25 protein-coding genes and 2 pseudogenes are annotated in these 24,557 nt (G+C 68.9%); 18 read left to right on the top strand and 9 right to left on the bottom strand.

Annotation, left to right across the window (positions count from 1 at the left end; translation table 11 throughout):
- Positions 1-13: 13 nt before the first annotated feature.
- Together ACZ67T_RS16925 and ACZ67T_RS16930 are read right to left on the bottom strand one after the other, a co-directional pair.
- Positions 14-667 (bottom strand): GntR family transcriptional regulator, encoded by a 654-nt coding sequence (locus ACZ67T_RS16925; protein WP_469984722.1) that lies wholly within the window; start codon positions 665-667, stop codon positions 14-16.
- Between the two features lie 72 nt (positions 668-739).
- On the bottom strand, positions 740-1,432 hold the full coding sequence (locus ACZ67T_RS16930) for a FadR/GntR family transcriptional regulator (protein ID WP_469984723.1): 693 nt from the start codon (positions 1,430-1,432) through the stop codon (positions 740-742).
- A gap of 78 nt (positions 1,433-1,510) precedes the next feature.
- On the opposite strand from ACZ67T_RS16930, the gene ACZ67T_RS16935 reads away from it, so the two are divergent.
- From ACZ67T_RS16935 to ACZ67T_RS16965, 7 genes are all read left to right on the top strand, one after another.
- On the top strand, positions 1,511-2,737 hold the full coding sequence (locus ACZ67T_RS16935) for an amidohydrolase family protein (protein ID WP_469984725.1): 1,227 nt from the start codon (positions 1,511-1,513) through the stop codon (positions 2,735-2,737).
- Entirely contained in the window at positions 2,734-4,347 is a 1,614-nt protein-coding gene (locus tag ACZ67T_RS16940) for an ABC transporter substrate-binding protein (RefSeq protein WP_469984726.1), read from the top strand. Before ACZ67T_RS16935 ends, ACZ67T_RS16940 begins: the two co-directional genes overlap by 4 nt.
- On the top strand, positions 4,344-5,276 hold the full coding sequence (locus tag ACZ67T_RS16945; protein WP_469984727.1) for an ABC transporter permease: 933 nt from the start codon (positions 4,344-4,346) through the stop codon (positions 5,274-5,276). The genes ACZ67T_RS16940 and ACZ67T_RS16945 overlap by 4 nt, the downstream gene beginning before the upstream one ends.
- On the top strand, positions 5,273-6,142 hold the full coding sequence (locus tag ACZ67T_RS16950) for an ABC transporter permease (protein ID WP_469984728.1): 870 nt from the start codon (positions 5,273-5,275) through the stop codon (positions 6,140-6,142). The genes ACZ67T_RS16945 and ACZ67T_RS16950 overlap by 4 nt, the downstream gene beginning before the upstream one ends.
- Positions 6,139-7,182, top strand: coding sequence for an ABC transporter ATP-binding protein (locus ACZ67T_RS16955; protein ID WP_469984729.1), 1,044 nt, complete (start codon positions 6,139-6,141; stop codon positions 7,180-7,182). Before ACZ67T_RS16950 ends, ACZ67T_RS16955 begins: the two co-directional genes overlap by 4 nt.
- Positions 7,179-7,970 carry an ABC transporter ATP-binding protein gene (locus ACZ67T_RS16960; protein WP_469984730.1) on the top strand — a complete coding sequence of 264 codons (792 nt, stop codon included), beginning with the start codon at positions 7,179-7,181 and terminating at the stop codon, positions 7,968-7,970. Before ACZ67T_RS16955 ends, ACZ67T_RS16960 begins: the two co-directional genes overlap by 4 nt.
- A gap of 104 nt (positions 7,971-8,074) precedes the next feature.
- Positions 8,075-8,644, top strand: coding sequence for a LacI family DNA-binding transcriptional regulator (locus ACZ67T_RS16965; protein ID WP_469984732.1), 570 nt, complete (start codon positions 8,075-8,077; stop codon positions 8,642-8,644).
- Between the two features lie 14 nt (positions 8,645-8,658).
- Here the strand turns inward: ACZ67T_RS16965 and ACZ67T_RS16970 are convergent, their stop codons facing one another.
- Positions 8,659-9,249 (bottom strand): TetR/AcrR family transcriptional regulator, encoded by a 591-nt coding sequence (locus ACZ67T_RS16970; protein WP_469984734.1) that lies wholly within the window; start codon positions 9,247-9,249, stop codon positions 8,659-8,661.
- A 48-nt stretch (positions 9,250-9,297) separates the two neighbouring features.
- On the opposite strand from ACZ67T_RS16970, the gene ACZ67T_RS16975 reads away from it, so the two are divergent.
- The 5 genes from ACZ67T_RS16975 (at position 9,298) to ACZ67T_RS16995 (ending at position 14,116) form a co-directional block, all read left to right on the top strand.
- Positions 9,298-9,843, top strand: a complete 546-nt coding sequence (locus ACZ67T_RS16975) for a GNAT family N-acetyltransferase (protein ID WP_469984736.1) — start codon at positions 9,298-9,300, stop codon at positions 9,841-9,843.
- A 288-nt stretch (positions 9,844-10,131) separates the two neighbouring features.
- On the top strand, positions 10,132-11,577 hold the full coding sequence (locus tag ACZ67T_RS16980; protein WP_469984737.1) for a family 2B encapsulin nanocompartment shell protein: 1,446 nt from the start codon (positions 10,132-10,134) through the stop codon (positions 11,575-11,577).
- Between the two features lie 25 nt (positions 11,578-11,602).
- Positions 11,603-12,652 carry a family 2 encapsulin nanocompartment cargo protein terpene cyclase gene (locus ACZ67T_RS16985; protein ID WP_469984738.1) on the top strand — a complete coding sequence of 350 codons (1,050 nt, stop codon included), beginning with the start codon at positions 11,603-11,605 and terminating at the stop codon, positions 12,650-12,652.
- An 86-nt stretch (positions 12,653-12,738) separates the two neighbouring features.
- Positions 12,739-13,614, top strand: a complete 876-nt coding sequence (locus tag ACZ67T_RS16990; protein WP_469984739.1) for a geranyl diphosphate 2-C-methyltransferase — start codon at positions 12,739-12,741, stop codon at positions 13,612-13,614.
- Between the two features lie 124 nt (positions 13,615-13,738).
- Positions 13,739-14,116: an NUDIX hydrolase gene (locus ACZ67T_RS16995; RefSeq protein WP_469984741.1), complete on the top strand. Its 378-nt coding sequence runs from the start codon at positions 13,739-13,741 to the stop codon at positions 14,114-14,116.
- Positions 14,117-14,144: 28 nt separating this feature from the next.
- Here ACZ67T_RS16995 and ACZ67T_RS17000 read toward each other — a convergent pair whose 3' ends face one another.
- A complete protein-coding gene (locus tag ACZ67T_RS17000) occupies positions 14,145-14,324 on the bottom strand; it encodes a hypothetical protein (protein ID WP_100593497.1) in 180 nt (59 codons plus the stop codon).
- 215 nt (positions 14,325-14,539) lie between these two features.
- Here ACZ67T_RS17000 and ACZ67T_RS17005 point away from each other — a divergent pair, with 215 nt between their 5' ends.
- Positions 14,540-15,721: a baeRF3 domain-containing protein gene (locus ACZ67T_RS17005; protein WP_469984743.1), complete on the top strand. Its 1,182-nt coding sequence runs from the start codon at positions 14,540-14,542 to the stop codon at positions 15,719-15,721.
- A 113-nt stretch (positions 15,722-15,834) separates the two neighbouring features.
- Here ACZ67T_RS17005 and ACZ67T_RS17010 read toward each other — a convergent pair whose 3' ends face one another.
- A complete protein-coding gene (locus ACZ67T_RS17010) occupies positions 15,835-16,053 on the bottom strand; it encodes a DUF1918 domain-containing protein (RefSeq protein WP_469984745.1) in 219 nt (72 codons plus the stop codon).
- 200 nt (positions 16,054-16,253) lie between these two features.
- Here ACZ67T_RS17010 and ACZ67T_RS17015 point away from each other — a divergent pair, with 200 nt between their 5' ends.
- Both ACZ67T_RS17015 and cydB read left to right on the top strand, forming a co-directional pair.
- Positions 16,254-17,792, top strand: coding sequence for a cytochrome ubiquinol oxidase subunit I (locus ACZ67T_RS17015; protein WP_469984746.1), 1,539 nt, complete (start codon positions 16,254-16,256; stop codon positions 17,790-17,792).
- A gap of 12 nt (positions 17,793-17,804) precedes the next feature.
- Positions 17,805-18,803, top strand: coding sequence for a cytochrome d ubiquinol oxidase subunit II (cydB, locus tag ACZ67T_RS17020; RefSeq protein ID WP_469984748.1), 999 nt, complete (start codon positions 17,805-17,807; stop codon positions 18,801-18,803).
- A gap of 149 nt (positions 18,804-18,952) precedes the next feature.
- Here cydB and ACZ67T_RS17025 read toward each other — a convergent pair whose 3' ends face one another.
- Complete coding sequence (locus ACZ67T_RS17025; RefSeq protein WP_469984749.1) at positions 18,953-19,135, bottom strand: hypothetical protein; 183 nt, start codon at positions 19,133-19,135, stop codon at positions 18,953-18,955.
- A 73-nt stretch (positions 19,136-19,208) separates the two neighbouring features.
- Between ACZ67T_RS17025 and ACZ67T_RS17030 the strand changes: the two genes are divergently transcribed.
- Positions 19,209-21,521: an FdhF/YdeP family oxidoreductase gene (locus tag ACZ67T_RS17030; RefSeq protein WP_469984751.1), complete on the top strand. Its 2,313-nt coding sequence runs from the start codon at positions 19,209-19,211 to the stop codon at positions 21,519-21,521.
- 83 nt (positions 21,522-21,604) lie between these two features.
- On the opposite strand, the pseudogene ACZ67T_RS17035 reads toward ACZ67T_RS17030, so the two are convergent.
- The 3 genes and pseudogenes from ACZ67T_RS17035 to ACZ67T_RS17045 all read right to left on the bottom strand — a co-directional run.
- A pseudogene (locus ACZ67T_RS17035) lies at positions 21,605-21,941 on the bottom strand (FAD-dependent oxidoreductase); the annotation flags it as partial.
- Between the two features lie 55 nt (positions 21,942-21,996).
- A pseudogene (locus ACZ67T_RS17040) lies at positions 21,997-22,083 on the bottom strand (hypothetical protein); the annotation flags it as partial.
- A gap of 37 nt (positions 22,084-22,120) precedes the next feature.
- Positions 22,121-22,777: a DUF4232 domain-containing protein gene (locus tag ACZ67T_RS17045; protein ID WP_469984752.1), complete on the bottom strand. Its 657-nt coding sequence runs from the start codon at positions 22,775-22,777 to the stop codon at positions 22,121-22,123.
- Between the two features lie 355 nt (positions 22,778-23,132).
- Between ACZ67T_RS17045 and cpt the strand changes: the two genes are divergently transcribed.
- On the top strand, positions 23,133-23,666 hold the full coding sequence (cpt, locus tag ACZ67T_RS17050; RefSeq protein WP_469984754.1) for a chloramphenicol phosphotransferase CPT: 534 nt from the start codon (positions 23,133-23,135) through the stop codon (positions 23,664-23,666).
- 57 nt (positions 23,667-23,723) lie between these two features.
- A complete protein-coding gene (locus ACZ67T_RS17055; RefSeq protein WP_469984756.1) occupies positions 23,724-24,503 on the top strand; it encodes an SDR family NAD(P)-dependent oxidoreductase in 780 nt (259 codons plus the stop codon).
- Positions 24,504-24,557 lie beyond the last annotated feature (54 nt).

A 24,557-nucleotide genomic window follows, 5' to 3' on the forward strand; every position in this document is an offset into this window, starting at 1 on the left:
CGCAGGTGTGTGTCTACTGCTCCGGGGTGCGCCTGCGGTGCGCGGCGGCTTCGCTGCGGCCCGTCGCCAGGTGCTTGAGGGCCAGTTCCTCGACGCGCGTCACGTCCCGGGCCTCGATCGCCTCGTACAGCTCCTCGTGCTCCTTGGCGACGCCGGCGATGTCGTCGTGCTGGCCGAGCAGCCATCGCATGCGGCTGCTCAGGGTACGGCCGAGCTCGTTCAGCAGTTCGTTGTCCGCCAGCGCCGTCACCGTCTCGTGGAAGTCGGCCGCGGCCCGCCGCGCCGGTACGGCGTCCCCCTTGGCCGCCGCCCTCAGCTCGGCGTCCAGGTCGGCCCGCAGCCGCGCGAGTCCCGCGCGGGTGCGCCGCTGGGCGGCGAGACGGAACGCCAGCATCTCCAGGGCTGCCTTGACCTCGTCCAGATCCTCGACATCGGAGGCGGTGAACTCACGCACCACGGCCCAGCTCCGCGGGCGCGGCGTGACCAGGCCCTCGTTCACCAGGTCCTTCAGGGCGTCACGGACTGGCAGGCGGCTCACCCCCAGCTCGGCCGCCAGTTCCCGCTCCACGAGCTTGCTGCCCGGCGCCCGCACACCGTCGAGAATCTGATCGCGCAGCGTACGCGTGACCCGCTCCGACTCGGGTTCAAAAGTGTCATCCCCTGCCATGATCCCTATTCTCGCACCGCGTCGCAGGTCGTTCGGCCTTACCCCACCTTCGGCACAGGACGGAGGACCCGCTCACGGCCGGCCGGCCGGGTCGTCGCAGCCGTGCTCCTGCCGGTCGAGGATGGCCATCGCGATGGCAGCCGCGCCGGCCGCGTCCCCGTCCTTGACGGCCCGGTGCAGGTCCTCGTGCGACGTGTCAGCGCCGCTGAGGGTGTGCTTCATGCACTGGTCGGCCTTGACGCTGTCGCGCAGAGCCTCGCTCATCCCCCGGTAGAGGTTCTGCAGTACGGGGTTGCGGGAGGCCTCGGCGATGCGGAGGTGGAAGTCGGCATCGGCGTCCGCGAAGGCGTCGGCGTCGGCGTTCCGGCTCGCGTCGGCCCGGTCGTCCAGGGACTGCCGCATCTGCTGGAGATCGTCCGCCGTGCGCCTCGTCGCGGCGAGCCGGGCGGCGACGATGTCGAGGCCGCGGCGTACGTCGATGATGTCCTGGGCGGCGGCGCGGTCGAGCTGGCGGCGCAGGGCGACCTGGGCCTCGTCGGTGGCGGTCACAAAGGTCCCGTTGCCCTGACGGGTCATCAACAGACCCGAGTGCACGAGGACGCGTACGGCCTCGCGTACCGACAGGCGGCTGACGCCCAGCGTCTCGGCGAGCCGGCTCTCGGACGGGATCTTGTCGCCGAGCTGCCAGGTGCCCGTCGCGATCTCCTGTCGCAACGCGGCGATCACGGTGTCGACCAGCGACGGCGCCCGTTCCACGTTTTTCATCCCTACCCCTTCTCTAGTCATCTGATGACCTGATAACTCTAGCGATCGGTTCTTCTCCAACGAAGGAGTTATGCCGTCATGACGCACCTCTTGTTCACAGCGATACGTCTGGACGGCGGGCAGCCCCGCGACGTTCTGGTCGCCGACGGGCGTATCGCCGCCATCGCCCCTCCCGCTCTGCCTGAAGAGTACGAAGTCGTGGACGGTGGCGGCGCCTTGGCCCTGCCCTCGCCGGTCGACGCCCACATTCACCCCGACAAGACCACGTGGGGTCAGAGCTGGCTCAGCCGTGAGCCCGCGTCGACCCTGCGGGACCTGATCGACGGCGACGTGGCCGCGCGGGCGGGCATGACGACGCCGGTCGAGGAGCGCGCCGGTGCGCTCATGGACCGTGCCGTCACCCGCGGCACTCGCGCGATGCGTGCACATGTCGACGTCGCGCCCGTCCACGGGCTCTCCAATGTGCACGGCGTCCGTGCCGCCGCCTCCTCCCGCACCGATCTGCTCGACGTACAGGTGGTGGCCTTTCCCCAGCTCGGTCTGCTCACCGAGCCGGGGACTGCCGGGCTTCTCGAGAAGGCCCTGTCCGAGGGCGCCGACGTGCTCGGCGGCCTGGATCCGGTGGGTGTGGACGGGGACATGCACGGTCAGCTCGATGTCCTGTTCGGCCTGTCCGAGAGGGCGGCCGTCCCGCTCGACATTCACCTGCACGACGGCGGTCCGGCCGGCATCGAGCAGGTCACCGAGATCGCCCGCCGTACGGTGGCGCACGGCATGCAGGGACGCGTCACCGTCAGCCACGCCTTCTGCCTCGCCGGCCTCGAAGGCGGCGAACTCGCGCGCATGGGCGAGATCCTCGCCGGGGCGGGGGTGTCCCTCACTACCTGTGCCCTGGGAGCCGACCCCGTCGTTCCCTTCGGTCCCCTGGGCGGGCATGGGGTGCTGGTCGCGGCGGGCTCCGACGGCGTACGCGACCCATGGACCCCGTTCGGCGACGGCGACATGATCACTCGGGCCCACCTTCTCGCGTACCGCACCGATGCCCGTACCGACACCGAACTCGCCGCGTGCTACGCGGTCGTGGCTCACGGCGGCGCCGCGCTCCTGGGCCTTGAGCGGACGGAGCTGCGCGTCGGCGACCCCGCCGACTTCGTGCTGCTTCCCGGCGACTCGGTGGCGCAGGTCGTCGTGGACCGGCCCGTGCCGAGCCTGGTCGTGCGGGGCGGACGCGTGATCGCACGCAAGGGACAGCTGGTCGACGGCCGGCGACAGCGAGACCGTCTCGTCGAAGGAGCCTCGCGATGATGCGCCGCACCCTCCCCGTGATCGGGCTCGTCCTCACCCTCGCCGCCTGCACCGCCGGAACCCGGCAGGCGCAGCAGGACTCGCCGGTGAAGCTCGACCTGAAGACCACCACCCCCGCCGCCGCCAAAGGCCTGGGCAAGGTGACGTGGAACCTCCCGTACGAGCCGCAGACCCTGGACCCGATCCGTTCCTTCAACTACGCGGAGAACACCGCCCTCGCCAACATGTGCGAGAGCCTGCTGCGGCTGACCCCGGACTTCAAGATCGAGCCGGGCCTCGCCGTCAAGGCCGCCAACCCGACGCCCACCACCTGGGTGTACACGATCCGCAAGGGCGTGACGTTCTGGAACGGCGATCCGCTGACCGCCGACGACGTCGCGGCGAGCCTGCGACGGCACCTCGACCCGAAGCTCGGCACCTGGTGGGGTGACTACTTCAACACCGTCAAGTCGGTCCGGGCCACCGGCTCCATGCAGGTCACCGTCACCCTCAAGCAGCCCGACGCCCTGTTCAACCAGGCGATGGCCACCGGCGCCGGCGCCGTCGTACAGAAGAAGTTCCTCGACAGGGCCGGCAAGTCGCTCGGATCGCCGTCGAGCGGCGTGATGTGCACCGGACCGTTCCGGTTCCATGACTGGAAGTCGGGCGACTCGATGACGCTCAGGCGCTACGACCACTACTGGGACAAGCCCCTCAAGGCCAAGTCCGAGTCCCTGGTCCTGCGGTTCATCGCGGACGAGACGACCGCCGTCAACGCCCTGCGCTCCGGCGAGGTCGACGGCCAGTACTTCTATCTGCCGCCCGCGGGTCTCGGTCAGCTCCAGAAATCCACCACCGGCTCGGTGACCCTGGGCCGTTCCCTCACCTTCTGGGCGCTGCTCGGCTCGGCGAAGTCCGGGCCCTACGCCGACCCGAGAGTGCGTCAGGCCCTGTCGCTCGCGCTGGACCGCGCGGCGATCTCCAAGGTCGTCTTCCAGGGAACGGCTTCCCCGCAACGGGCGCTGACGGGCAGCGACTACTGGGGCTACGAGCGCAAGACGTATCAGAAGGCCTACGAAGCCCTGCCGCCGGAGACCACCGATCTCGCGAAGGCCAAGGAGCTTCTCGTCCAGGCGGGCTCGCCCACGAAGCCCATCGTCATCGGCGTCCAGGGCAGTTCGGCCGTGCACGAGCAGACCGCCAACCTGCTGAAGGCCACCGGCGAAGCGCTCGGCCTCAGCATCGAGATCCGGGTCGTCCCGGTCGAGCAGTACGGCAACCTCTACAGCGACCCCAAGGCGCGCAAGGGCATCGACGCCTTTCTCAGCACCTGGTACGGCAACGTGCCGGATCCGCTGGACATCTACACCGTGTTCCGGGACGGCGGCCGGACCAACTTCAACGGCTACAAGGCAGTTGACGGCGCGATCACCAAGGCGCGGGCCGAGGGTGACCCGGCGGCTCGGGCGTCGCTCGTCACCGGGATCCAGGAGAAGGTGACCCGCGACGTCGTGTGGATGCCCCTCAACAACCTTCCGGTGATCCTCTACATGAACAAGCGGGTGACGGGCGCCGTGCCGTCCTTCCCCTACCTGTACTACCCGTGGGCCGCAGGGCTGGGGGCCCGGTGATCACCTATCTGGTACGGAAGTTGATCGCACTGGCGGTCGTCCTGGTCGTCGCCTCGTTCCTCGTCTACGGACTGCTCTACCTCGTACCGGGCGGGCCGATGGCGTTCCTGCTCGGCAACCGGAGCGGCACGCCGGAGCAGATCGCCGCCATCCGGGCCCAGTACCGGCTCGACGACCCTTTTCTGGTCCGCTACGCGGCGTGGCTCGGTGACGCCGTGCGCGGCGACTTCGGCAGCTCCCTGGTGTACCGGCAGCATGTCTCGGGCCTGATGGGCGCCCGGGCGGCGACCACCGCGTTCCTGGTCGGCTACTCCACCGTCCTGATCGTCGTGGTCGGTGTGGCGGGCGGCGTGCTGGCCGGACTGCGCCGGGGCCGCGTGGACGCCGTCATCAGCGCGGTCTCCTCGGCGTTCCTCGCCACGCCGACCTTCGTGATCGGCGTGCTCCTCGTGATCGTGTTCGCCCTGGGCCTGGGCTGGTTCCCGGTGTTCGGGCCTGGGGAAGGCCTGTTCGGCCGGCTGTACCACCTGACTCTCCCGGCGATCACCCTCAGCCTCGGCAGCGCCGCCTTCCTCGCGCGCATCACCCGCGCCTCGGTCCGCGAGGAGCTGGGGCGCGAGCATGTGGAGACCGCCCGCAGCCGGGGAATCGCCGAGGCGCTGGTCATCCGGCGGCATGTGCTGCGCAACGCGTCGATCCCGGTGATCACCGTCACCGGCCTGACCGTGGCCAGCCTCATCGCCGGCTCGGTCGTGGTGGAGAACGTGTTCGCCCTCGACGGCCTCGGCTCCCTCTTCGTACGGGCGATCCTGCAGCGCGACTTCGCGGTCGTGCAGGCCGTCGTGCTCGTTCTCGTCGCCGCCTTCGTCCTCATCAACCTCGTGGTGGACCTGTGCTACAAAGCCCTCGACCCGCGGATGTCCCGATGACCGCCGTGGCCACCCGCGTCCGCGGGACCCTCGGCAGGTTCAGCCCGTCCCGAGCGGTGCGAGCGCTCGGCGTGCCCGGCGTCGCCGCGGCGGCGGTGCTCGCCGTGGTGCTGACGGTCACGCTGCTCGCGCCCGTCATTGCTCCCTACGACCCCGACCAGCCGGACCTGTTCAACTCGCTGGCCGGGTCCTCGGCCGCGCACCCCCTGGGCGGCGACGCCCTCGGCCGGGACGTGCTGTCACGGCTGATGTGGGGCGCACGTACGACGTTGAGCGGTCCCGTCCTCATCATCTGTCTGTCCACCGTCGTGGGCACCGCGCTGGCGATCACCGCGGCATGGGCGGGCGGCAAGGTGGACGCGGTCGTCTCGCGCCTCCTGGACGTGCTGTTCGCGGTCCCGGGGATCGTCTTCGCCCTGATCACCGTGGCCGTGCTCGGCCCCGGCGTCACCGGCGTCGTCCTGGGACTTGCCGTCGCCTACACCCCGTACGTGGCGCGGGTGGTGCGCGGTGCGGCGCTGCGGGAACGCAACATGCCCTATGTGGCGGCGGCCTGGGTTCAGGGCCGGTCCGCGTTCGCCATCTGCGTACGGCACCTGCTGCCCAATCTGCGCCCGATCATCGTCGCCCAGTCGGTGTCCGCCCTGGGCTTCGCGGTCATCGACCTCGCGGCGATCTCCTTCCTGGGGCTCGGCGTGCAGCCGCCCACGGCCGACTGGGGGCTGATGGTCAAGAGCGGACTGGACAGCGCGACGCGCGGACAGCCGCTGGAGGCACTGGGTGCGGGCCTGTTGATCGTGCTCGTGGTCGCCGCGGTGATCGTGCTCGGCGACCGCCTGGGCAAGGAGGAGGGTGACCGACGATGAATCTCCTGAAGCGTGAGAGGGATCAGCCTGAGAAGAGTCCGGCGGAGACGGGACTGCCCGGGGGCAGTCTGCTCGATCTGCGTGGGCTCGGGCTCGCGGTACCGGCCGGCCGGGAGTGGCGGCCCCTCGTCGAGGAGGTCGACTTGTCGATCGGCCGGGGCGAAGCCGTCGGACTGGTCGGCGAGTCCGGCTCGGGCAAGTCCATGACGGCGCGGACGATCCTCGGGCTCACGCCGCCGGGGGCGCGCGTCAGCGGTGACATCGTCTTCGACGGGATCCGGGTGACCGGCATGGACCGGCGGGCGCTGCGCGGCCTGCGGACCCGGCGTATCGCGATGGTCTTCCAGGATCCGCGGGCCCACATCAATCCCGTGCGCAGCATCGGCGACTTCCTCACCGAAGCCATGATCGCCAACCTGGACGTGCCCGCCCCCGAGGCGAAGGCGCGGGCGGTGCGGCTGCTGTCGGACGTCGGCATCGCGGACGGCGAGCGGCGGATGCGCCAGTACCCGCACGAGCTGTCCGGCGGGCTGCTGCAACGCGTCATGATCGCGTCGGTCCTTGCCGTCGAGCCCGATCTCATCCTTGCCGACGAGCCCACCACGGCCCTGGACGTCACCACGCAGTCCGAGGTCATGGCCATCCTCGACGAGCTGCGCCGGGAGCGCGCCATGGCCATGCTGCTGATCACCCATGACCTGGAGCTGGCGGCGGCCACCTGCGACCGGCTCGCCGTCATGTACGCGGGCCGGATCGTGGAAACCCAGGCCGCCGGCGCGCTGACGGCCGCACCCCGTCACCCGTACACCTCCGGTCTGATGCTCTCGCGGCCGAGTATCGATCAGGTCGTCCACCGGCTGCCGGTCATCCCCGGGCGGCCGCTTGCCGCCTTCGAGGCGGACGACGGGTGCGCGTTCGCCCCGCGGTGCGCGCATGCGCGACCGTTCTGCGAGGAGGGGCGGCCGGCCGTGGTGGAGCTGGAGGGGGCGCGCGTGGCGTGCACGCGGGCCGGCGAACTCACCTTGCAGGGGGAGTCATGAGCGACTTCGTGATCGAGGCGGCGGGTCTGCGCAAGCAGTTCGGGCAGGCGGTCGCCGTCGACGATGTGTCCTTCACGCTCTCGCGCGGCCAGTCGCTGGCTGTCGTCGGCGAGTCCGGCTCCGGCAAGACGACGGTCGCACGGATGCTGGTCGGCCTGGAGACGCCGACCGGCGGGTCGATCAGCGTGTGTGGCCGGCCGCGTCGGGACGGGCGGGTGTCGTCGGCGGAACGCCGCAGGCGCGCCCGCGAGATCCAGATCGTGTTCCAGGACCCCTACTCGTCGCTCGACAAGCTCCAGCGGATCGGCGACGTCGTGGAGACCAGCCTCGCTCTCCACTTCCCGCTGACTCCCGCCGAACGGCGCAGGCGGGCCCTGGAGTTGCTCGAAGCGGTCGGACTGGCCGAGCGGCACGCGGCCATGCTCCCCCGCCAGCTCTCCGGCGGGCAGCGGCAGCGCGTCGCCATCGCCCGCGCCATCGCCGTCGAGCCGGAGGTCCTCGTACTGGACGAGGCGGTGGCGGCGCTCGATGTGTCCATCCAGGCGCAGATCCTCAATCTGCTCGCCGACATCCGCGAACGCAGCGGCATCAGCTACGTGTTCATCTCGCACGACCTCGCCGTGGTCCACCAGATCAGCGACATCGCCGTCGTGATGTCCGGCGGCCGGATCGTCGAGCGCGGAGACACCCGCGATCTGCTGCGCGATCCCCAGGAGGAGTACACCCAGGCACTGCGCGCGGCGGTCCCGCGTCCCGGCTGGAAGCCGAGTCGCAGGCAACGCGCCTGAGGCTCGTGAGGGGAGTGGCGGCGGGCGCCTCGCGGAACAGGCCGACGGGCTGATCATGGTCACGCCGGTAGGAACCGATGCCGCGCTGCGGGCACGCGCGGCGTGTGCCTCTCGTGCTGGTCGACCGCCAGGTGGGCCGGCTGCCCGCAGTCGTGGCCGACACGGCGACAGGCCTGGCGCAGCTCATGGATCACCTCCTCGACCAGGGTCACCGGGACATCGCGTATGTCTCGGGCCCCGCGGGCTCCTGGGCCGACGGGCAGCGGTCCGCGATCCTGCGGGAACGCGCGAAGCAGGCGAAGGCCCAGTTGCATGTCCTCGGCCCCCTGCCGCCCACCTTCGACGCGGGGATCGAGGCCGCCCGCACCCTCCCGCGCGAGGCCACGGCCGTGCTCGCGTACAACAGCTACCTGACACTCGGCCTGCTGCACGGACTCGCGGCGGCGCATCGCCGGGTGCCCGAGGACGTCAGTCTGGCCGCGGCCGACGATCTGAGCAGCCTCAAGTCGACGACACCTCCCGTGACCGCGCTCGACGTCCCGGTGGAGGAGGTGGGCGCACTCGCCGTCACGCGCCTCATCGACCTGCTCGGCGGCCACCACGTCACGGTCACCTCCCGGCTGCCGTCCCGGCCGGTCCTGCGCGCGTCGACGGCTCCGCCCGCGAACCGGTAGCCCCCGACGGCCCGCTACGGAGTGCGGGTCAACGCGTCCAGATGGTCGTCGAGGAGCTCGGCCTGGCGACGGGGCGGGAACGTCTCGGGGTCGAACAGCGCCTGCACCACCAGGCCGAGCACGAAGGCCTGGGCGCCGGCCGCGATGCGCGCCGGATCCCCGGCGCGCAGTTCGCCCGCCTCCTGAGCGGCCTCGACGAGGTCGCGCAGCTTGTCGCGGCCTCGCCCGTACTTGCCGGCGTAGTCGGCACTCAGCCCGGGGTCGGCCAGCGCGGTGTCCCAGGAGGACACCCAGATCCGGTTGCTGTCGGTTGCCTCGCCCGTCAGCGGGAGGATGCTCATCAGGGCGGCCTTCAGCGCGGCCAGGCCCTCCCCCGCCGCAGGCCGGGGGCGCGAGACGGTCCGCTGCTCGAGCAGGTCGAGGGCGTACGCGACCAGGTCGCGCTTGGCCGGGAAGTAGTGGGTCAGCAGGCCGGTGGACGCGTCGAGTTCGGCGGCGACGGCGCGCATGGTCAGGCCGCCGAATCCGTGCGCGACCAGCACCCGCCAGACCGCCTCGGAGACGTCACGGCGACGGGCCTCATGGTCCCCCTTGGTACGTGGCATGCTGCTACGGTACATAGCCAAAACGCTTGTTGTGTGAATGGGGTCCTCATGTTCTCTCTCCCCCTGCGGGACGACGCCCGTCTCGCCCCGCTCGAGATATGGCACGCCGACGAGTTCGCCGCCCACCTGGACCGGGCGCGCGAGCACATCCGGCCGTGGGTCGGTGCGGGGTTCGTCACGGTCGACGTCGACGGGGCGCGCGCCACACTGCGCCGGTACGCCGAGCGCCAGGCCGCGGACGGCGGCCGCCTCTACGGCATCTGGCTCGACGGCACGCTCGTCGGCGGTGTGATGTTCGTGGACTTCGACGCCGCTTCCGGTTCCTGCGAGATCGGCTGCTGGCTGGAGCCGGACGCCGAGGGCCAGGGCCTGATCACACCGGCCTGCGGCACCTTGCTGGACTGGGCGTTCACCACACGGGGCCTGCACCGCGCCGAGTGGCACTGCCGCGCCGACAACGAACGCAGCGCCGCGGTGGCCAAACGGCTCGGCATGACACTCGAAGGCGTTCAGCGCGAGTCCTGGCCGTACGACGGCACCCGTCACGGCACGCAGCTCTGGGCGATCCTCGCTCCGGAGTGGCGCGCCCGGTAACCACGACACCGCGGTCCCGGCATGGGCGACCCCAGTAGCCACCCCACCGCGACGCCCCATTCCTCGTACGCGTCCCGCGCACACGTTCCCGTGGTGCGGGACGGCGCGCGATCACGTTCCGCTCGGCCGTCTGCCTCATTCGGCAGGTTTGCACTTCCAGGACGCGAACTCGCCCCCTTCGCGCCGTACCTGGCCACCACTCCCGGCTGCTTGCCTTGTGGGTGCAACGAGGAGCTTTCGTACCACCGATCGCTTCGCTCACCCTCGTTACACCTCCTGGGAGGGAATGTGTCCGTGCCGGACAGCGCCACCGGTCCCGCGAGCGACGAAGAAACCGCACCTGAAGTCCCGACCGACCAGCAGCTGACCAGTCTCGGTACCCATGCGGCACGCCGGCTGGCCACGACCACGAAGTCCGCGCCGCAGATGCAGGCCATCACCTCACGGTGGCTGCTCAAATCCCTGCCCTGGGTGGATGTCAAGGGCGGTACGTACCGGGTCAACCGGCGTCTCCAGCTCAGCATCGGCCGCGGCAGGGTGCAGTTCGACCAGAGCGGCGGGAACGACATCAAAGTCATCCCCGAGACGCTCACCGAACTCCCCGTCCTGCGCGGGTACGACGACATCGACGTTCTCAAGGAGATCGCCACCCGGTTCCGGACCCGGGAGGTGCGGGCCGGGCAGGTCCTCTTCGAGGCCGGGCAGCCGGTGACCGAGGCATACCTGGTGGCCCACGGTCGGTTCACCCGCTTCACCGAAGGCAAGTACGGCGAGGAGGAGGTCATCGGCGTCGTCACGGACGGCGACCAGATGGGCGACGAGGCCATCGGCCAGCCGGACCCGCTGTGGCTCAGCTCGGTCCGGGCCGAGACCGCGGGCACGGTACTCGTCCTGCCCTGGGACATCGTCGAGGAGCTCACCGAGCGGACACCGTCCCTCGCCGCACACCTGCGGGAGTACGCGGAACGGCAGCGGCTGCCGAGGAACCGCAAGGGCGAGGCAGACGTCCCCGTGCAGTCCGGGCACACGGGTGAGCCGACACTGTCCGGCGGCTTCGTCGACTATGAACTCGCGCCGCGCGAATACGAGTTGTCCCTCACCCAGACCGTCCTGCGCGTCCACACCCGCATCGCCGACCTCTACAACGACCCGATGGACCAGACCGAGGAGCAACTTCGGCTCACCATCGAGGAGATCCGCGAGCGCCAGGAGTGGGAGCTCCTCAACAACCGTGAGTTCGGGCTGCTGCACAACGTCGACTACGGCCAGCGCATCAGCACCTTCGCCGGCCCGCCCACCCCCGACGATCTCGACGAACTGCTCTCCATGCGCCGTAAGACGAAGCTCTTCCTCGCCCATCCGAAGGCGATCGCCGCGTTCTTCCGGCAGTGCAACCGGCGCGGTCTGGTGCCCGGCACCGCGAACGTCGACGGTCACGAGGTGCCCGCCTGGCGCGGCGTCCCGATCTTCCCCTGCGGCAAGATCCCGGTCACGCCGCAGCACACGACCAGCATCCTCGCGCTGCGCACGGGTGAGTCCGACCAGGGGGTCGTCGGCCTCTACCAGACCGGCATCCCCGAGGAGTACCAGCCGGGCCTGAACGTCAGGTTCATGGGGATCAACACCACCGCGATCATCAACTACCTCGTCACGGCCTACTACTCGCTGGCGATTCTCGTCCCCGACGCGGCGGGGATCCTCGAGAACGTGCAGATCGGACGGACCGCCGAATGACGCACGCCGACGGACGGGGTACGCGATGAGCGCACCGCCGGACACCACCACCCCGTTCTCGCCGCCGGGGCCTCCCAACCTGGCGTACGCCCTGCAGACCCGGCGCGGCGGGGCGGTCCCCGGGTTGCGTCACCAGCCGGCGGTCCCCGCCGACCCCGTGAAGGTCGAGGAGGTCGACCGCAGGCTGGAGATCTGGGCCCGCGGTCTCGATCTGTTCCCCGAGGCGTGGTTCGAGGACTTCGCGAGCTTCCAGGTCGGGCGGGCCGTGGTGCTCCAGCACCCGGGGGCGGCAGACCTGGACCGCCTCACCGCCGCGGGCAAGCTGCTGCTCGCCGAGAACATGGTCGACGACTGCTACTGCGAGGACAGGGGCGGATCACCGCGCGGCCTCGGCGGCCGGCTGATCATGGCGCAGTCCGCGATCGACCCGTACCACGGAACACCCGAGGCGGAGGCGCAGTGGCGCCACGGCATGCAGGCCGACGGCCCGCTGCGCTCGTACCACGTGGCCTTCCAGGACTACGCCGCCTTCGCCACGCCCAGCCAGACCTCCCGGTTCGTCCACGACATCGCGCGGCTGCACCTCGGATACCTCGCCGAGGCCGCCTGGGCGGAGACCCGGCACATGCCACGCGTGTGGGAGTACCTGGTCATGCGGCAGTTCAACAACTTCCGCCCCTGCCTGTCCCTCGTGGACGCGGTCGACGGCTACGAACTGCCCGAGGCCGTCTACGCCCGGCCCGAGATCCAGCGGGTCACGGCGCTCGCGTGCAACGCGACGACGCTCGTCAACGACCTGTACTCCTTCACCAAGGAACTGGCCAACGACCCCACCCACCTCAACCTGCCGCAGGTCGTCGCGGCCAACGAACGGTGCGGCCTCAAGGCCGCCTACCTCAAGTCCGTCGACATCCACAACGAGATCCAGACGGCCTTCGAAGAGGAGGCCGCGCTCCTGTCCGCCATGTCGCCTCTCGTCGAGCGGTACGTCCAGGGCCTCAGCGCCTGGGTGGCCGGCAACCACGAGTGGCACGCCACGAACAGCCGCCGCTACCACCTGCCCAACTACTGGTAGCCCGCGCTCCGGTCCGGTCACCCGGACCCGAAAGTCCGTTTCACCTGTACCTGTTCCACCGTCAGATGCACTGCGAGGAGTACCTGTTGACCACCGCTCCCCACTTCACCTCGGCCGCTGCGCTGCCGACCCAGTCCACGTACCAGTCCCGTGTCGCCGAATACTGGAACACCGAGGAAAACCCGGTCAACCTCGAACTCGGCAAGATCGACGACCTGTACCACCACCACTACGGGATCGGACCCGCGGACAACTCGGTGCTCGACGAGCCCGACCCCACGCGGCGCAACGACCGGATCACCGCCGAGCTGCACCGGCTCGAACACGCCCAGGCCAACTGCCTGGCCGACCACCTCGGGCCGCTCACCGCCACCGACCGGGCCTTCGACGCCGGCTGCGGACGCGGCGGCGGCAGTGTCGTGGCGCATCTGCGGTACGGCTGCCAGACGGACGGCGTCACCATCTCGGCCAAACAGGCGGACTTCGCCAACGCCCAGGCCGCCAAGCGCGGCATCGACGGCCAGGTCCGCTACCACCACCGCAACATGCTCGACACCGGTCTGCCGACCGGCGCGTTCGGCGCGTCGTGGAACAACGAGTCGACCATGTACGTCGAGCTGGAGCTGCTCTTCGCCGAACACGCCCGGCTGCTGCGCCGCGGCGGACGGTACGTGGTCATCACCGGCTGCTACAACGACAGTTACGGCCGGGCGTCGCGCGAGGTGTCCCTGATCAACGCCCACTACATCTGCGACATCCACCCACGGTCGGAGTACTTCCGCGCCATGGCCCGCAACCGTCTGGTCCCCGTGCACGTGGAGGACCTCACCGAGGCCGCGCTGCCGTACTGGGAACTGCGCAAGCAGGCCGACCATCTGGTCACCGGCATCGAGGACACGTTCCTCACCGCGTACAAGAACGGCAGTTTCCAGTACCTGATGATCGTCGCCGACCGCGTCTGACTCCGTCCCCGCCCTGATCCCTGATCCGGCGACGTCAGCGTGAACCGACCTTCGTGGGGTAGGAAGGCAGGGCCCGCACACCGGGCGCACGGATCACGCGGAACGGGGAGAGGGCGGTCGGATCATGGCGCTGGAGCAGGCGGGCCAAGGCATGGTGCAGGCGGTCGTCATCCACAACGGACGCCTGCTCCTGGTGGAACAGCCGGACGGCAGTGAGCTGCCGTCCGGCGTTCCCGAGCCCGCCGAGTCGGCGGAGGCCACCGCGGCGCGCCTTGTGTACGAGCTCACCGGCTATCTCGTCGACGGTTCGTCGACACTCGAACCGCAGGCGGCCCAGGAAGATCCCGGGTCGGCCGTCCTGTGTCAGCTGCTGACCGAGGACCCGTCGGACGGGGCGCGGCTCACGCCGGAGCAGATCCATTGGATTCCGGTCGCGGCGGCCGTCGACGTCACGCCCCCGGGAGCCGTGCGCACCTACTTGGAGGGCCACACACCCGTGTGAGGCCCTCCAAGTGGTCTGCCGGACCTCGTCACGGGGCCCAGCGGCCATTGGCCTTGCGATGATCGTGGGGCTGCTGGGACTTACCGGGCAGCTGGTCCTTCGCCTGCTTGACGGCTGCCTGCGGGATCTGCGAGTGGAAGTACAGCAGCTTGCCCTGCCCTCGGGCGCCTATGCCGTGGTGCCCTTTCGCCGGTGAGTTCTTGCTCATGACTCGGCACCTCGCCGTCTCACGTCGGCTTCGCGAGCCCGGAATTCCCCGGTCGCGCATTCGTAGATTTCACGGTACGCCGCTCCTGCCGATGACGCCGGGTCGAGACGGTGACGGCGGGTCGAGGCGAGTCCGGCCCGCAGGGCAGGGAACCGTCACCGGCGGCCGGCCGCCTCCGCCCTGCGTCTCCTGGTGATCAATGCGAGGCTGAAATCGTGCATACCTCCGATCTGACTCCTGAAATCCGTGCCGCCCTGAGCAAGCAGCGGCCGTATCCCGCGATCACGTTGGTGACTCCGACCGATCCGGATTTCCCCTTCAGCGACAAGGACCGAATCCTCATCCGCGACCTGGTCACCGAGGCCAAGCGGCGGCTGGTGGACGACCCGGACGTGGAGCGGGAGACGAGGTTGGAGCTGCGGGATCAACTGCTGGATCCCGCGGAGATCGAACGCGCGACGGATCCTTTCCACCCGGACGACGCCATGGTTGTCTACGTGGCCGTGAACGAGCCGGTCCAGGTGTGGCGGATGACATCGCTCGCACCGGTGGAACCCCGCGTGGAATTCGGCACTGCGTTCCTGACGCGGTACCTGGTGGCTGCCGAGCAGCGCTCTCGCCCGTACCTGGTTCTTGTCCTCGACCAGGAGATGTGCCGTCTGTTCCACGGGTCTGTACGACGGCTGCAGGAAGTGGAGAGGAACGGCTGGCCGGACAAGCCGCAGATCCCGTCCCCCGAGGATGCGATTCCCGGATCCATCCCCCACTCCACGCCGTACGAGGGGCATGAGGAGCGGGTCGAGCAGTACCTGCGGACCGTGGACAAACGGCTGGGGCAGTCCTTCGAGGAGCACGACGGCCTGCCGCTGTTCGTCATCGGCGGCGACAAGATCCTCTCGACGTTCAAGAGCATCACCCGATACGGGAATCTGATCGCCGGGACACTGCCCCTCACGGGCATGGACAAGGAATCGGCCCAGGACCTGGAGAAGCGGATTCAGCCGGTCCTCGCCGACTTCTACGCCAAGCAGGTCGCCGAGGCCGTCTCCGAGCTGAGCGAAGCGCGTGGACAGGGCAAGTATGTCGGCGGCGCGCCGGAGGTGTGGACCTCGGTCGCCGACAAGCGCGTGCGCCGCCTGGTGCTGGAAGAGGGACTGATGCTGGCGGGCCGCATCACCGAGGACGACCGCGTTCTGGAGCTCGTGGACGTACCGAAGCCGGTGACGTTGCCGGACCCGAAGAAGGACATGGAACCGTCGGCGCACGCACTTGGTGTGGCCACCGACATCGTCGAGCGACTCGTGGACAACGCGATCGCGGCCGACGCCCGGGTTCTGTTCGTGCCCGACGGGACGCTCCAGGAGGCCGGCGGCGTGGCGGCGCTGCTGCGCTACTGATCCGCTCGTACGGGAGCACGAGAGACACGTACGGGAGCACGTGAGAGGGAGCCCTCAGTGAGGGCTCCCTCTCACGTGTCTGTTTCCGCCTCACGTGTCTGTTTATGCGCAATCTAGAGATACGGCGAACCGGATACATCGATCACGTGTGTGTGGCGCTTGCGGTGTGCCATTTCTACGTCCGGCCCCGGCGCGACCACAGCAGTGTGGCCGTCCGAAAAGGCCACTTGGTAGAGCTCGCGATTCGTACCAGAGATGATCTCCTCGACCCTGACGGTCCTGTCACCCCTGAGGCCGTGCAGGGTCAGATAATCGCCCTTCTTCGCTTCCATGTGATCAGCCTCTAATGCTGACAGCTTCCGACGCCTCTGATGGGGGCACCATTTCCACTCAATCCCGGTGGTTGCCCATCCGCAAGCGGAGCGGAAATTGACTGCCTTCACCCGGCCCCAGCTCCACCAGGCCCTATGCCGCTCTGTGCTAAAGATAGCTTTTGCCCGAATGCGGGGAACTCCGGCCGAGAGAAGATGCAGTGGTACTAGCAGTCGCTCAAGAGACCATGGCGCGATGGCAGTTCGGCATCACCATCGTCTACCACTTCCTCTTCGTACCGCTGACGATCAGTCTGGCCTCCATCGTGGCGGGCTTGGAGACGGCCTGGGTGCGCACAGGAAAGGCCAAGCATTTCCACGCCACGAAGTTCTGGGGCAGGCTCTTTCTCATCAACATCGCGATGGGTGTCGTCACCGGGATCGTCCAGGAGTTCCAGTTCGGGATGAACTGGTCCGACTATTCTCGCTTCGTCGGCGATGTTTTCGGCGCCCCGCTGGCGATGGAGGCGCTGATCGCGTTCTTCTTCGAGTCCACGTTCATCGGTCTGTGGATCTTCGGCTGGGACAGGCTTCCCAAGAAGCTGCATTGCGCGTGCATCTGGCTGGTCGCCATCGGCACCCTGCTCTCCGCTTACTTCATTCTGGCGGCCAACTCCTTTATGCAGCATCCGGTCGGCTACCGGATCGACAAGGAATCCGGGCGGGCCCAACTCATCGACATCGGCCGCGTGTTGTTCCAGAACACCACGCAGGTGCAGATGTTCCACACCGTTACCGCCGCGTTCCTCACCGGTTCCGCGCTGGTCATCGGCATCTCCTCGTACCACCTGCTGCGCGCCAAGCACGGCAAGGAGACGAACCGCCGGAACATCGCGCCGATGCGGACCTCACTGCGAGTCGGCCTGGTCATCGCCGTGGTGGCAGGGCTGGGCACCGCGCTCAGCGGCGACCGGCTGGGCAAGGTCATGTTCGAGCAGCAGCCGATGAAGATGGCTGCCGCCGAGGCACTCTGGGACACACAAGGTCCCGCCCCCTTCTCGATCTTCGCGATCGGCAGCGTCTCCGAGGGCCACAACACCGTCGCGCTGGAGATCCCGGGCCTGCTGTCCTTCCTCGCCAAGGACAACTTCCACTCGCCCGTCCCGGGCATCAACGACAGGGCCCGGGAGGAGGCGGCCGAATTCGGCGGTGATCCGGAGGACTACATCCCGAACATCTTCGTGACGTACTGGGGCTTCCGCCTCATGATCTTCTTCGGGATGACCAGCTTCGTGGTCGGCCTGATCGGGCTGTGGACCACCCGGCGGAAGTTCTGGCTGGCCCGGGCGCGCAAGACCGACGACGACGAGCCACCGATGCTGATGCTCACGAACAAGGTCGAGATGAACGCCTTCTTCACCAAGTGGAGCTGGCGGGTCGGCATCCTCACCATGGCCTTCCCGCTGGTCGCCAACAGCTTCGGCTGGATCTTCACCGAGATGGGCCGTCAGCCCTGGGTGGTCTACCGGCTGATGCGCACTTCCGAGGCCGACTCCCCCAACGTGGCCACCGGCACGGTGATCGGCTCGATGACCGCGTTCACCGTGCTCTACGCGGTACTCGCGGTGATCTGGGTGAAGCTCATGGCCAAGTACGCCATGGCCGGCCCGGACTCCGGTGAGCAGCCGCCGACCAAGGACCCGACCCTGCGCGGGCCCTCCGCGAAGGACTCCGACCAGCCCCTCGCCCACGCGTACTGAGGACGGATCGTCATGCACCTCCACGATCTCTGGTTCATCCTGATCGCCGTCCTGTGGATCGGCTACTTCTTCCTGGAGGGCTTCGATTTCGGCGTCGGCGTCCTCACCAAGTCGCTGGCCCGGAACAGCACCGAACGCCGTGTCCTGATCAACACCATCGGCCCGGTGTGGGACGGCAACGAGGTCTGGCTGATCACGGCCGCCGGTGCGACCTTCGCGGCCTTCCCGGACTGGTACGCCACGTTGTTCAGCGGTTTCTACGTTCCGCTGCTGATCATTCTGTTCTGCCTGATCGTGCGGGGCGTGGCCTTCGAATACCGGGCCAAGCAGTCCGGTGCGCGCTGGCAGCACAACTGGGAGGAGGCCACCTTCTGGACATCGCTGCTGCCCCCGTTCCTCTGGGGCGTGATCTTCGCGAACATGGTCCGCGGCCTGGCGATCGACGCGGACAAGTCGTACGTGGGCAGCCTCGGGGACCTGTTCAACGGTTACACGATCCTCGGCGGCTTCATGACGCTCGTGCTGTTCGTCTGCCACGGCGCGGTCTTCACGGCCCTGAAGACGCTCGGGGACATCCGTGACCGGGCCAGGAAACAAGCGACTCAACTCGGCGCGCTGGCGGGCCTGTTGCTACTGGCGTTCCTGATCTGGACGCAGGTGGAGTCGGGCAACGGCCGGAGTCTGGGCATGATGCTCGTGGCGTTCCTGGCACTGACCGGGTCGCTGGTCATGACGCGGCTCGGCCGCGACGGCTGGGCGTTCATGCTGTCGGGGCTGACCGTCGTGGCGGCGTTCGCGATGCTGTTCCTGGCCCTGTATCCGGACGTCATGCCGTCGACGCTCAACCCCGACTGGTCACTGACGGTCTCCACCGCCTCTTCGTCGTCGTACACGCTGAAGGTGATGACGATCGTCGCGGCGGTGTTCACGCCGATCGTGCTGATCTACCAGAGCTGGACGTACTGGGTCTTCCGCCGACGGATCGGCGTCCAGCACATCCCGGCGCACTGATCACGCGACCGGTCGATCCCCGACGGACGGGCAAAACGGCAGCCCTCTCCGGTCCGCGGCGAGCTGACGGCCCGCGTCGTCCACACGTTCACCGGCATCACGGCATCACGGCATCACGGCATCACGGCATCACGGCATCACCGAGCTGATCATCGCCGGGCCCTGCCGGCTCGTCTGCCCAGGGTCCGCGCCGCCGACCTGCGCCTGACCGGCCTCGCCGCCCGCTCGGCGGCCACCGCCGCGCTCTCGGCGGGCCTGATCTCCCTGATCAGGCGGACGCCCTGGTTGCCGCGGGCGACGGTGTCCCCGGGCAGGTGGCGCCCATTGATCAACCGGCATAGCCTGACTGAAACTAATATTTTGTCGGCTTATGCCCGTAATTGCATGGTCGAAGGGTTGAGTGCCTTGAGCATCGACAGTGAAGCGCCGGAAGAACTGGAACCCAGTGTGGGGCCGGTCCCCAAGGAGGATCCGGAGTATCACCCCTACCACCACCCGGCGGCCGGCTGGGGTGCGGCGAAGAGCGTGACCCAGTTCCTCGTGCGCGAGCGCGAACTGGTGGACGGCCCGCGGGCGATCATGAAGATGAACCACGAGAACACGGGCTTCGACTGTCCGGGTTGCGCGTGGCCGGACGACACCAAGGGCCTGAAGCTCGACATCTGCGAGAACGGCATCAAGCACGTCACGTGGGAGATGACGCGCAAGCGCGTCGAGCGTGACTTCTTCGCCGCCCACACGGTGACCGAGCTCTTCGAGTGGAGCGACTTCAAGCTGGAGGACCAGGGCCGGCTGACCGAGCCGATGGTCTACAACCCTGACACGGACCATTACGTCCCCATCAGCTGGAAGGACGCGTTCGAGCTGGTCGGCAGCACCCTGCGCGGCCTTGAGAACCCGAATCAGGCGTCGTTCTACACATCCGGCCGGCTCGGCAACGAGGCCACGTTCCTCTACCAGTTGATGGCCCGTGAACTGGGCACGAACAACCTGCCCGACTGCTCGAACATGTGCCACGAGGCCAGCGGCCGTGCCATGCAGGCGTCTTTGGGAACGGGCAAGGGAACGGTCGACCTCAAGGACTGGGAGAGCGCGGACGCGCTGTTCATCATGGGGGTCAACGCCGCCTCCAACGCGCCCAGGATGCTCACCGCGCTCGCCGAGGCCTACCACCGCGGCGCGCAGATCGTGCACATCAACCCGCTCGTCGAAGCGGCCGCGACCCGTACCATCGTCCCGCACGACTTCATGGACATGGCGCTGTTCAAGACCACCAGGACCAGCACCCTGAACCTCCAGCCGCGGATCGGCGGCGACCTGGCGCTCCTGCGCGGCATGGCCAAGGCGGTCATCGAGGAATCCAAGCTGGACCCCAAGGCGCTGGACCACGAGTTCATCGACCGGCACACGACGGGCTTCGACTCGTACCGGCAGCTGTGCGAGAGCACATCGTGGGAGGAGCTGGAGAGGCAGTCCGGGGTCAGCCGCGACGACATCCTCAAAGCGGCGCGCGTGTACTGCGATGCCGACCGCAGCATCGTCAGCTGGTGCCTGGGCGTGACCCAGCACGAGCACGGCGTCGACACCGTCCGCGAGATCATCAACCTCCTTCTGCTGCGCGGCAATCTGGGCCGTGAAGGAGCCGGCCCGTCCCCCGTACGCGGTCACAGCAACGTCCAGGGGAACCGCACCTGCGGCATCGACCACCGGCCCGACGACGAGTTTCTCGACCGCCTGGCCGAGTACTGCAAGATCGACCCCCCGCGTGAGCACGGCCTGGACACCGTCGGCACCATCCAGGCCATGCGCCGGGGTGATGTGAAGGTGTTCGTCGGCATGGGCGGCAACTTCGCCCTCGCCGCACCGGATTCGCCGATCACGTACGAGGCCCTGCGCAACTGCGACCTCACGGTCCAGGTGAGCACCAAGCTCAACCGCAGCCACCTCGTGCACGGCCGCCAGGCGCTGATCCTGCCGTGCCTCGGCCGCACCGAGAAGGACCATCAGCGCAAGGGCATCCAGAGCACGTCCGTCGAGGACTCGATGAGCATGGTGCACATGTCCGTCGGCATGAAGCGCCCCGCGTCGCGGCACCTGCTGTCCGAGCCCGCGATCGTCGCGGGTATGGCCCGTGCCGCGCTGCCCGCCAGCCCCACCCCGTGGGAGTGGTACATCGAGGACTACGACCGCATCCGCGACACCATGTCGCAAGCCCTGGACGGCTTCGAGGACTTCAACCGCCGCGTGCGCCTGCCCCTGGGCTTCCGCCTGAAGCAGCCCGCCCGTGAACTGGTCTTCCTGACCCCGTCCGGCGGCGCGGAGTTCTCCGACGCGCCCCTGCCCGACGTCGTACCGGCGCCCGGCACCCTGGCCCTGGGCACCATGCGCTCCCACGACCAGTGGAACACCACGATCTACTCGGACAACGACCGCTACCGCGGCATCAAGAACCTCCGCGAGCTCGTCTTCATGAACGAGGACGACATGCGCGAGCGCGGGATCTCCGAGTTCGATCGCGTCGACATCACCAGCACGGCCAGGGACGGCAGCCACCGCTACCTCAACGGCTACCTCGCCATCCCGTACGACATCCCGCGCGGCTGCGCGGCCGGGTACATGCCCGAGATGAACGTGCTGTGCGCGCTCGTCGACTACAGCACGCAGAGCGACCAGCCCATCATGAAGCACGTCAAGGTGACCATCGAGGCGGCCACCTGATTGAGCGGGAAGTCGTACGAAGGAGAGGCCCCGGCCGGGCTGACGACCGGTCGGGGCCCCGCCGCGTTCATTCGTGACATGCGTCAGACGGGCTGCCGAACGCCGAGGTACCGCAGAGCGGACCTCGCCGCGCCTGCCCCGCACATGCCGTGTGCGCCGGGGCCGGGCGGCGTGGCGGCCGAGCAGATGAACACGCCGGGCAGGCCGGTGCCGTAGGGGTCGAGCGCGGGGCGCGGGCCGAGGAGCAGGCGCGGGACCGTCTTGGCTCCCGTGACGATGTCGCCTCCGGCGAAGCTCGAACTGACGGAGGATCGCTTCGGTGGCATCTCCGTCGTAGTCGTACGGGACATGCGCGTAGGCCCAGACCGGGTGTACGTCGCCGACGGAGCGGGTGGGGTCGGCCAGGTACTGCTGGCCGACCGGGCGCGAGGCCGCGGCGGGCCTGTACGGCGGGCAGCAGCTGGCCGTCGTGGAGGTGGCCCTCGCCGAAGTTCCAGCCGATCGCGAAGCCGCGGATCAGGTCCCCCTCGGCGGCGACGGCGCCTTCCTGGCCGTCGGGCACCCGATCGAGCCGGTGCCGGATCCCTCGCGCCCGCCGGTCACTTGCCGGTGCCGACGGGGTCGACCGTGATGGCCGGGCCGGAGCCGTCGGTGGCGGGAACGTTGATGCTGACGGGCAGGGTGTGGGAGTGCGTCTCGTTGGGCGGGGTGACGACGAGGCTGGTGAAGGTGACGCCGGAGCCGCCGGAGTCGTTCGACGGGTAGTGGAGCGTGAAGCGGGTTTCCTCGCCCGGCTTGACGCTGACGCTCGGCGGGGCGAGCTTGCTGCGCTCGGCGCTGACGGTGCCGTCCTTGCCCTTCAGGTCGGCTCCGGGGAAACCCTTGAGGGTGCACGTGGCGGAACCGGTGTTCTTGAGGTTCACGATGAGCGTGCCCTCGGCCATGCCGCCGGAGCTGCTGAACGCGAGGTGGGAGGTCTGGCAGGCACCCGTAGCCGTTCCGGAACCGCCGTTGGAGGAATCCCCGGTGCTCGCGTCGGATCCCGCCGTGCTGGTGCCGTTGCCGGCCGATGCGCTGCTGCCGTCCGAGTCCTGAGAACCGGAGCTCTCGGAACCGGAACTCTGGGAACCAGAACTCTGGGCGGAAGAGGAGGAGTCGTCCGACCCGGCCGAGGAGTCGTCGCCGCTCTGGCAGGCGGTGAGCGAGAGGCCCGCGGCGACGGCGATGGCGAGAAGGGAGAGCTTCTGGACGCGCATGGGGGTCCCTTTCAGGGTGTCCGCTCGATCGTCTTGAGCGAGCCGTACTGATCATTGAATGATCACTTGCCGATCGCGTGCTGATCGGCTGTCGATCGCTTGCTGATCACTGAGACCCTGGCTGCGCGAGGGCCGTTCCGTTCAACCGTCCTCTAATACATGGCTGTTACAGACGCCCTGCCGGGCGGGATCCGACATACGTGGTGTGTGCCCGCCCAGGGCAGGGGGGTCCGACGCCGTCGCGCAGGAACAGGAATCCGCCTGCACCGCCGCCCGGGCCGATCACGTCCTCAGTCATTCATACGGTTGCCGAAATTCGCTTCTCGTGCCGTGGGGGTGCCTCTACCCTGACCCGGTGACGACTCAGGTGATCGTGTTGAACGGTGGGTCCAGTTCGGGCAAGTCCGGGATCGTCCGGTGTCTGCAGGCGGTACTGCCGGATCCATGGCTCGCCTTCGGCATCGACCGGCTGATCGAGGCGATGCCCGCGTCCATGCAGGCATCGGGCTCAGGAATCGAGATCGCTTCAACCGGCGCAGTGAGCGTCGGAGCGGTGTTCCAGGAGCTGCAAGCAGCGTGGATGCAGGGGGTCGCCGCGACGGCCGCTGCGGGCGCCCGGATCGTCATCGACGACGTGTTCCTCGGCGGGACGGAGTCACAGCAGCGGTGGCAGAAAGCTCTGGGCGGACTCGACGTGCTGTGGGTCGGGGTCAGGTGCGACAGCCAGGTCGCCGCGGGCCGCGAGATCGTCCGCGGGGACCGCGCTCAGGGGATGGCCGCACGGCAGGCGGAGGTGGTCCACCAGGGCGTCGTCTACGACCTGGAGGTGGACACCACGCACACGGAGTCCCTGGAGTGCGCGCGTACCATCGCCGCCCAGGTCAAGTGAATTTCCGCAGGTCGGCCCGGCTGCTGTCACCATGACGGCGGCGTTTAGGGTGCGGTCATGACCTCGCAGAACTACCTCTCCGAACTGTTCTCGCTCGACGGCCGGACCGCTGTGGTGACCGGTGGCAGCTCCGGCATCGGCAAAGCCATCGCCGGTGCGCTCGCCCGCGCCGGGGCGAGCGTGGTGATCGTGGCCCGCAAGGTGGCCGAACTCACCGCCACCGTGGACGAGTTGACGGCGGAGGGTTGCCGGGCGGCCTGGGTGAGCGGGGACCTGAGCACCCGCGAGGGGGTGCGCGCGGCTGCGGAGCAGGCTGCCGGGGTGTTCGGCGAGCCCGACATCCTCGTCAACAGCGCCGGGATCAACCTGCGGCCCCCGATGAGCGAGCTCGGCGACGAGGTCTGGGACACCACGATGGCGGTCAACCTGGAGGCACCCCACCTCCTGGGCCTGCGCTTCGGACCCGGCATGGCCGAGCGGGGCTTCGGGCGGATCATCCACATCACCTCCCAGCAGGCGCACCGGGCGTTCGTCCAGAGCGGCGCGTACGGGGTGTCCAAGGGCGCCCTGGAGGCGCTGGCCCGCTCGCAGGCCGAGGCATGGTCGCCCCACGGCGTCACCTGCAACACGCTCGTGCCGGGCTTCGTCATGACTCCTCTCAACGCGCGCTTGTCGTCCGACCCGGAAAAGGTGGCCGCGCTGGCCGCCCGCACGATGGTCGGCCGCAACGGCCTGGCCGAGGACTTCGCCGGAGCCGCGGTGTTCCTGGCCGGCCCGGCGTCCGCCTACGTCACCGGCCAGGCAATCTTCGTCGACGGCGGATTCTCGGTTCACTAGCGGCCCAGGGCGGGCTCAACCGGGGTGGGCTCAACTGCCCTACAGGTCACATCA

The organism is Streptomyces sp. NPDC107517, assembly GCF_055582645.1.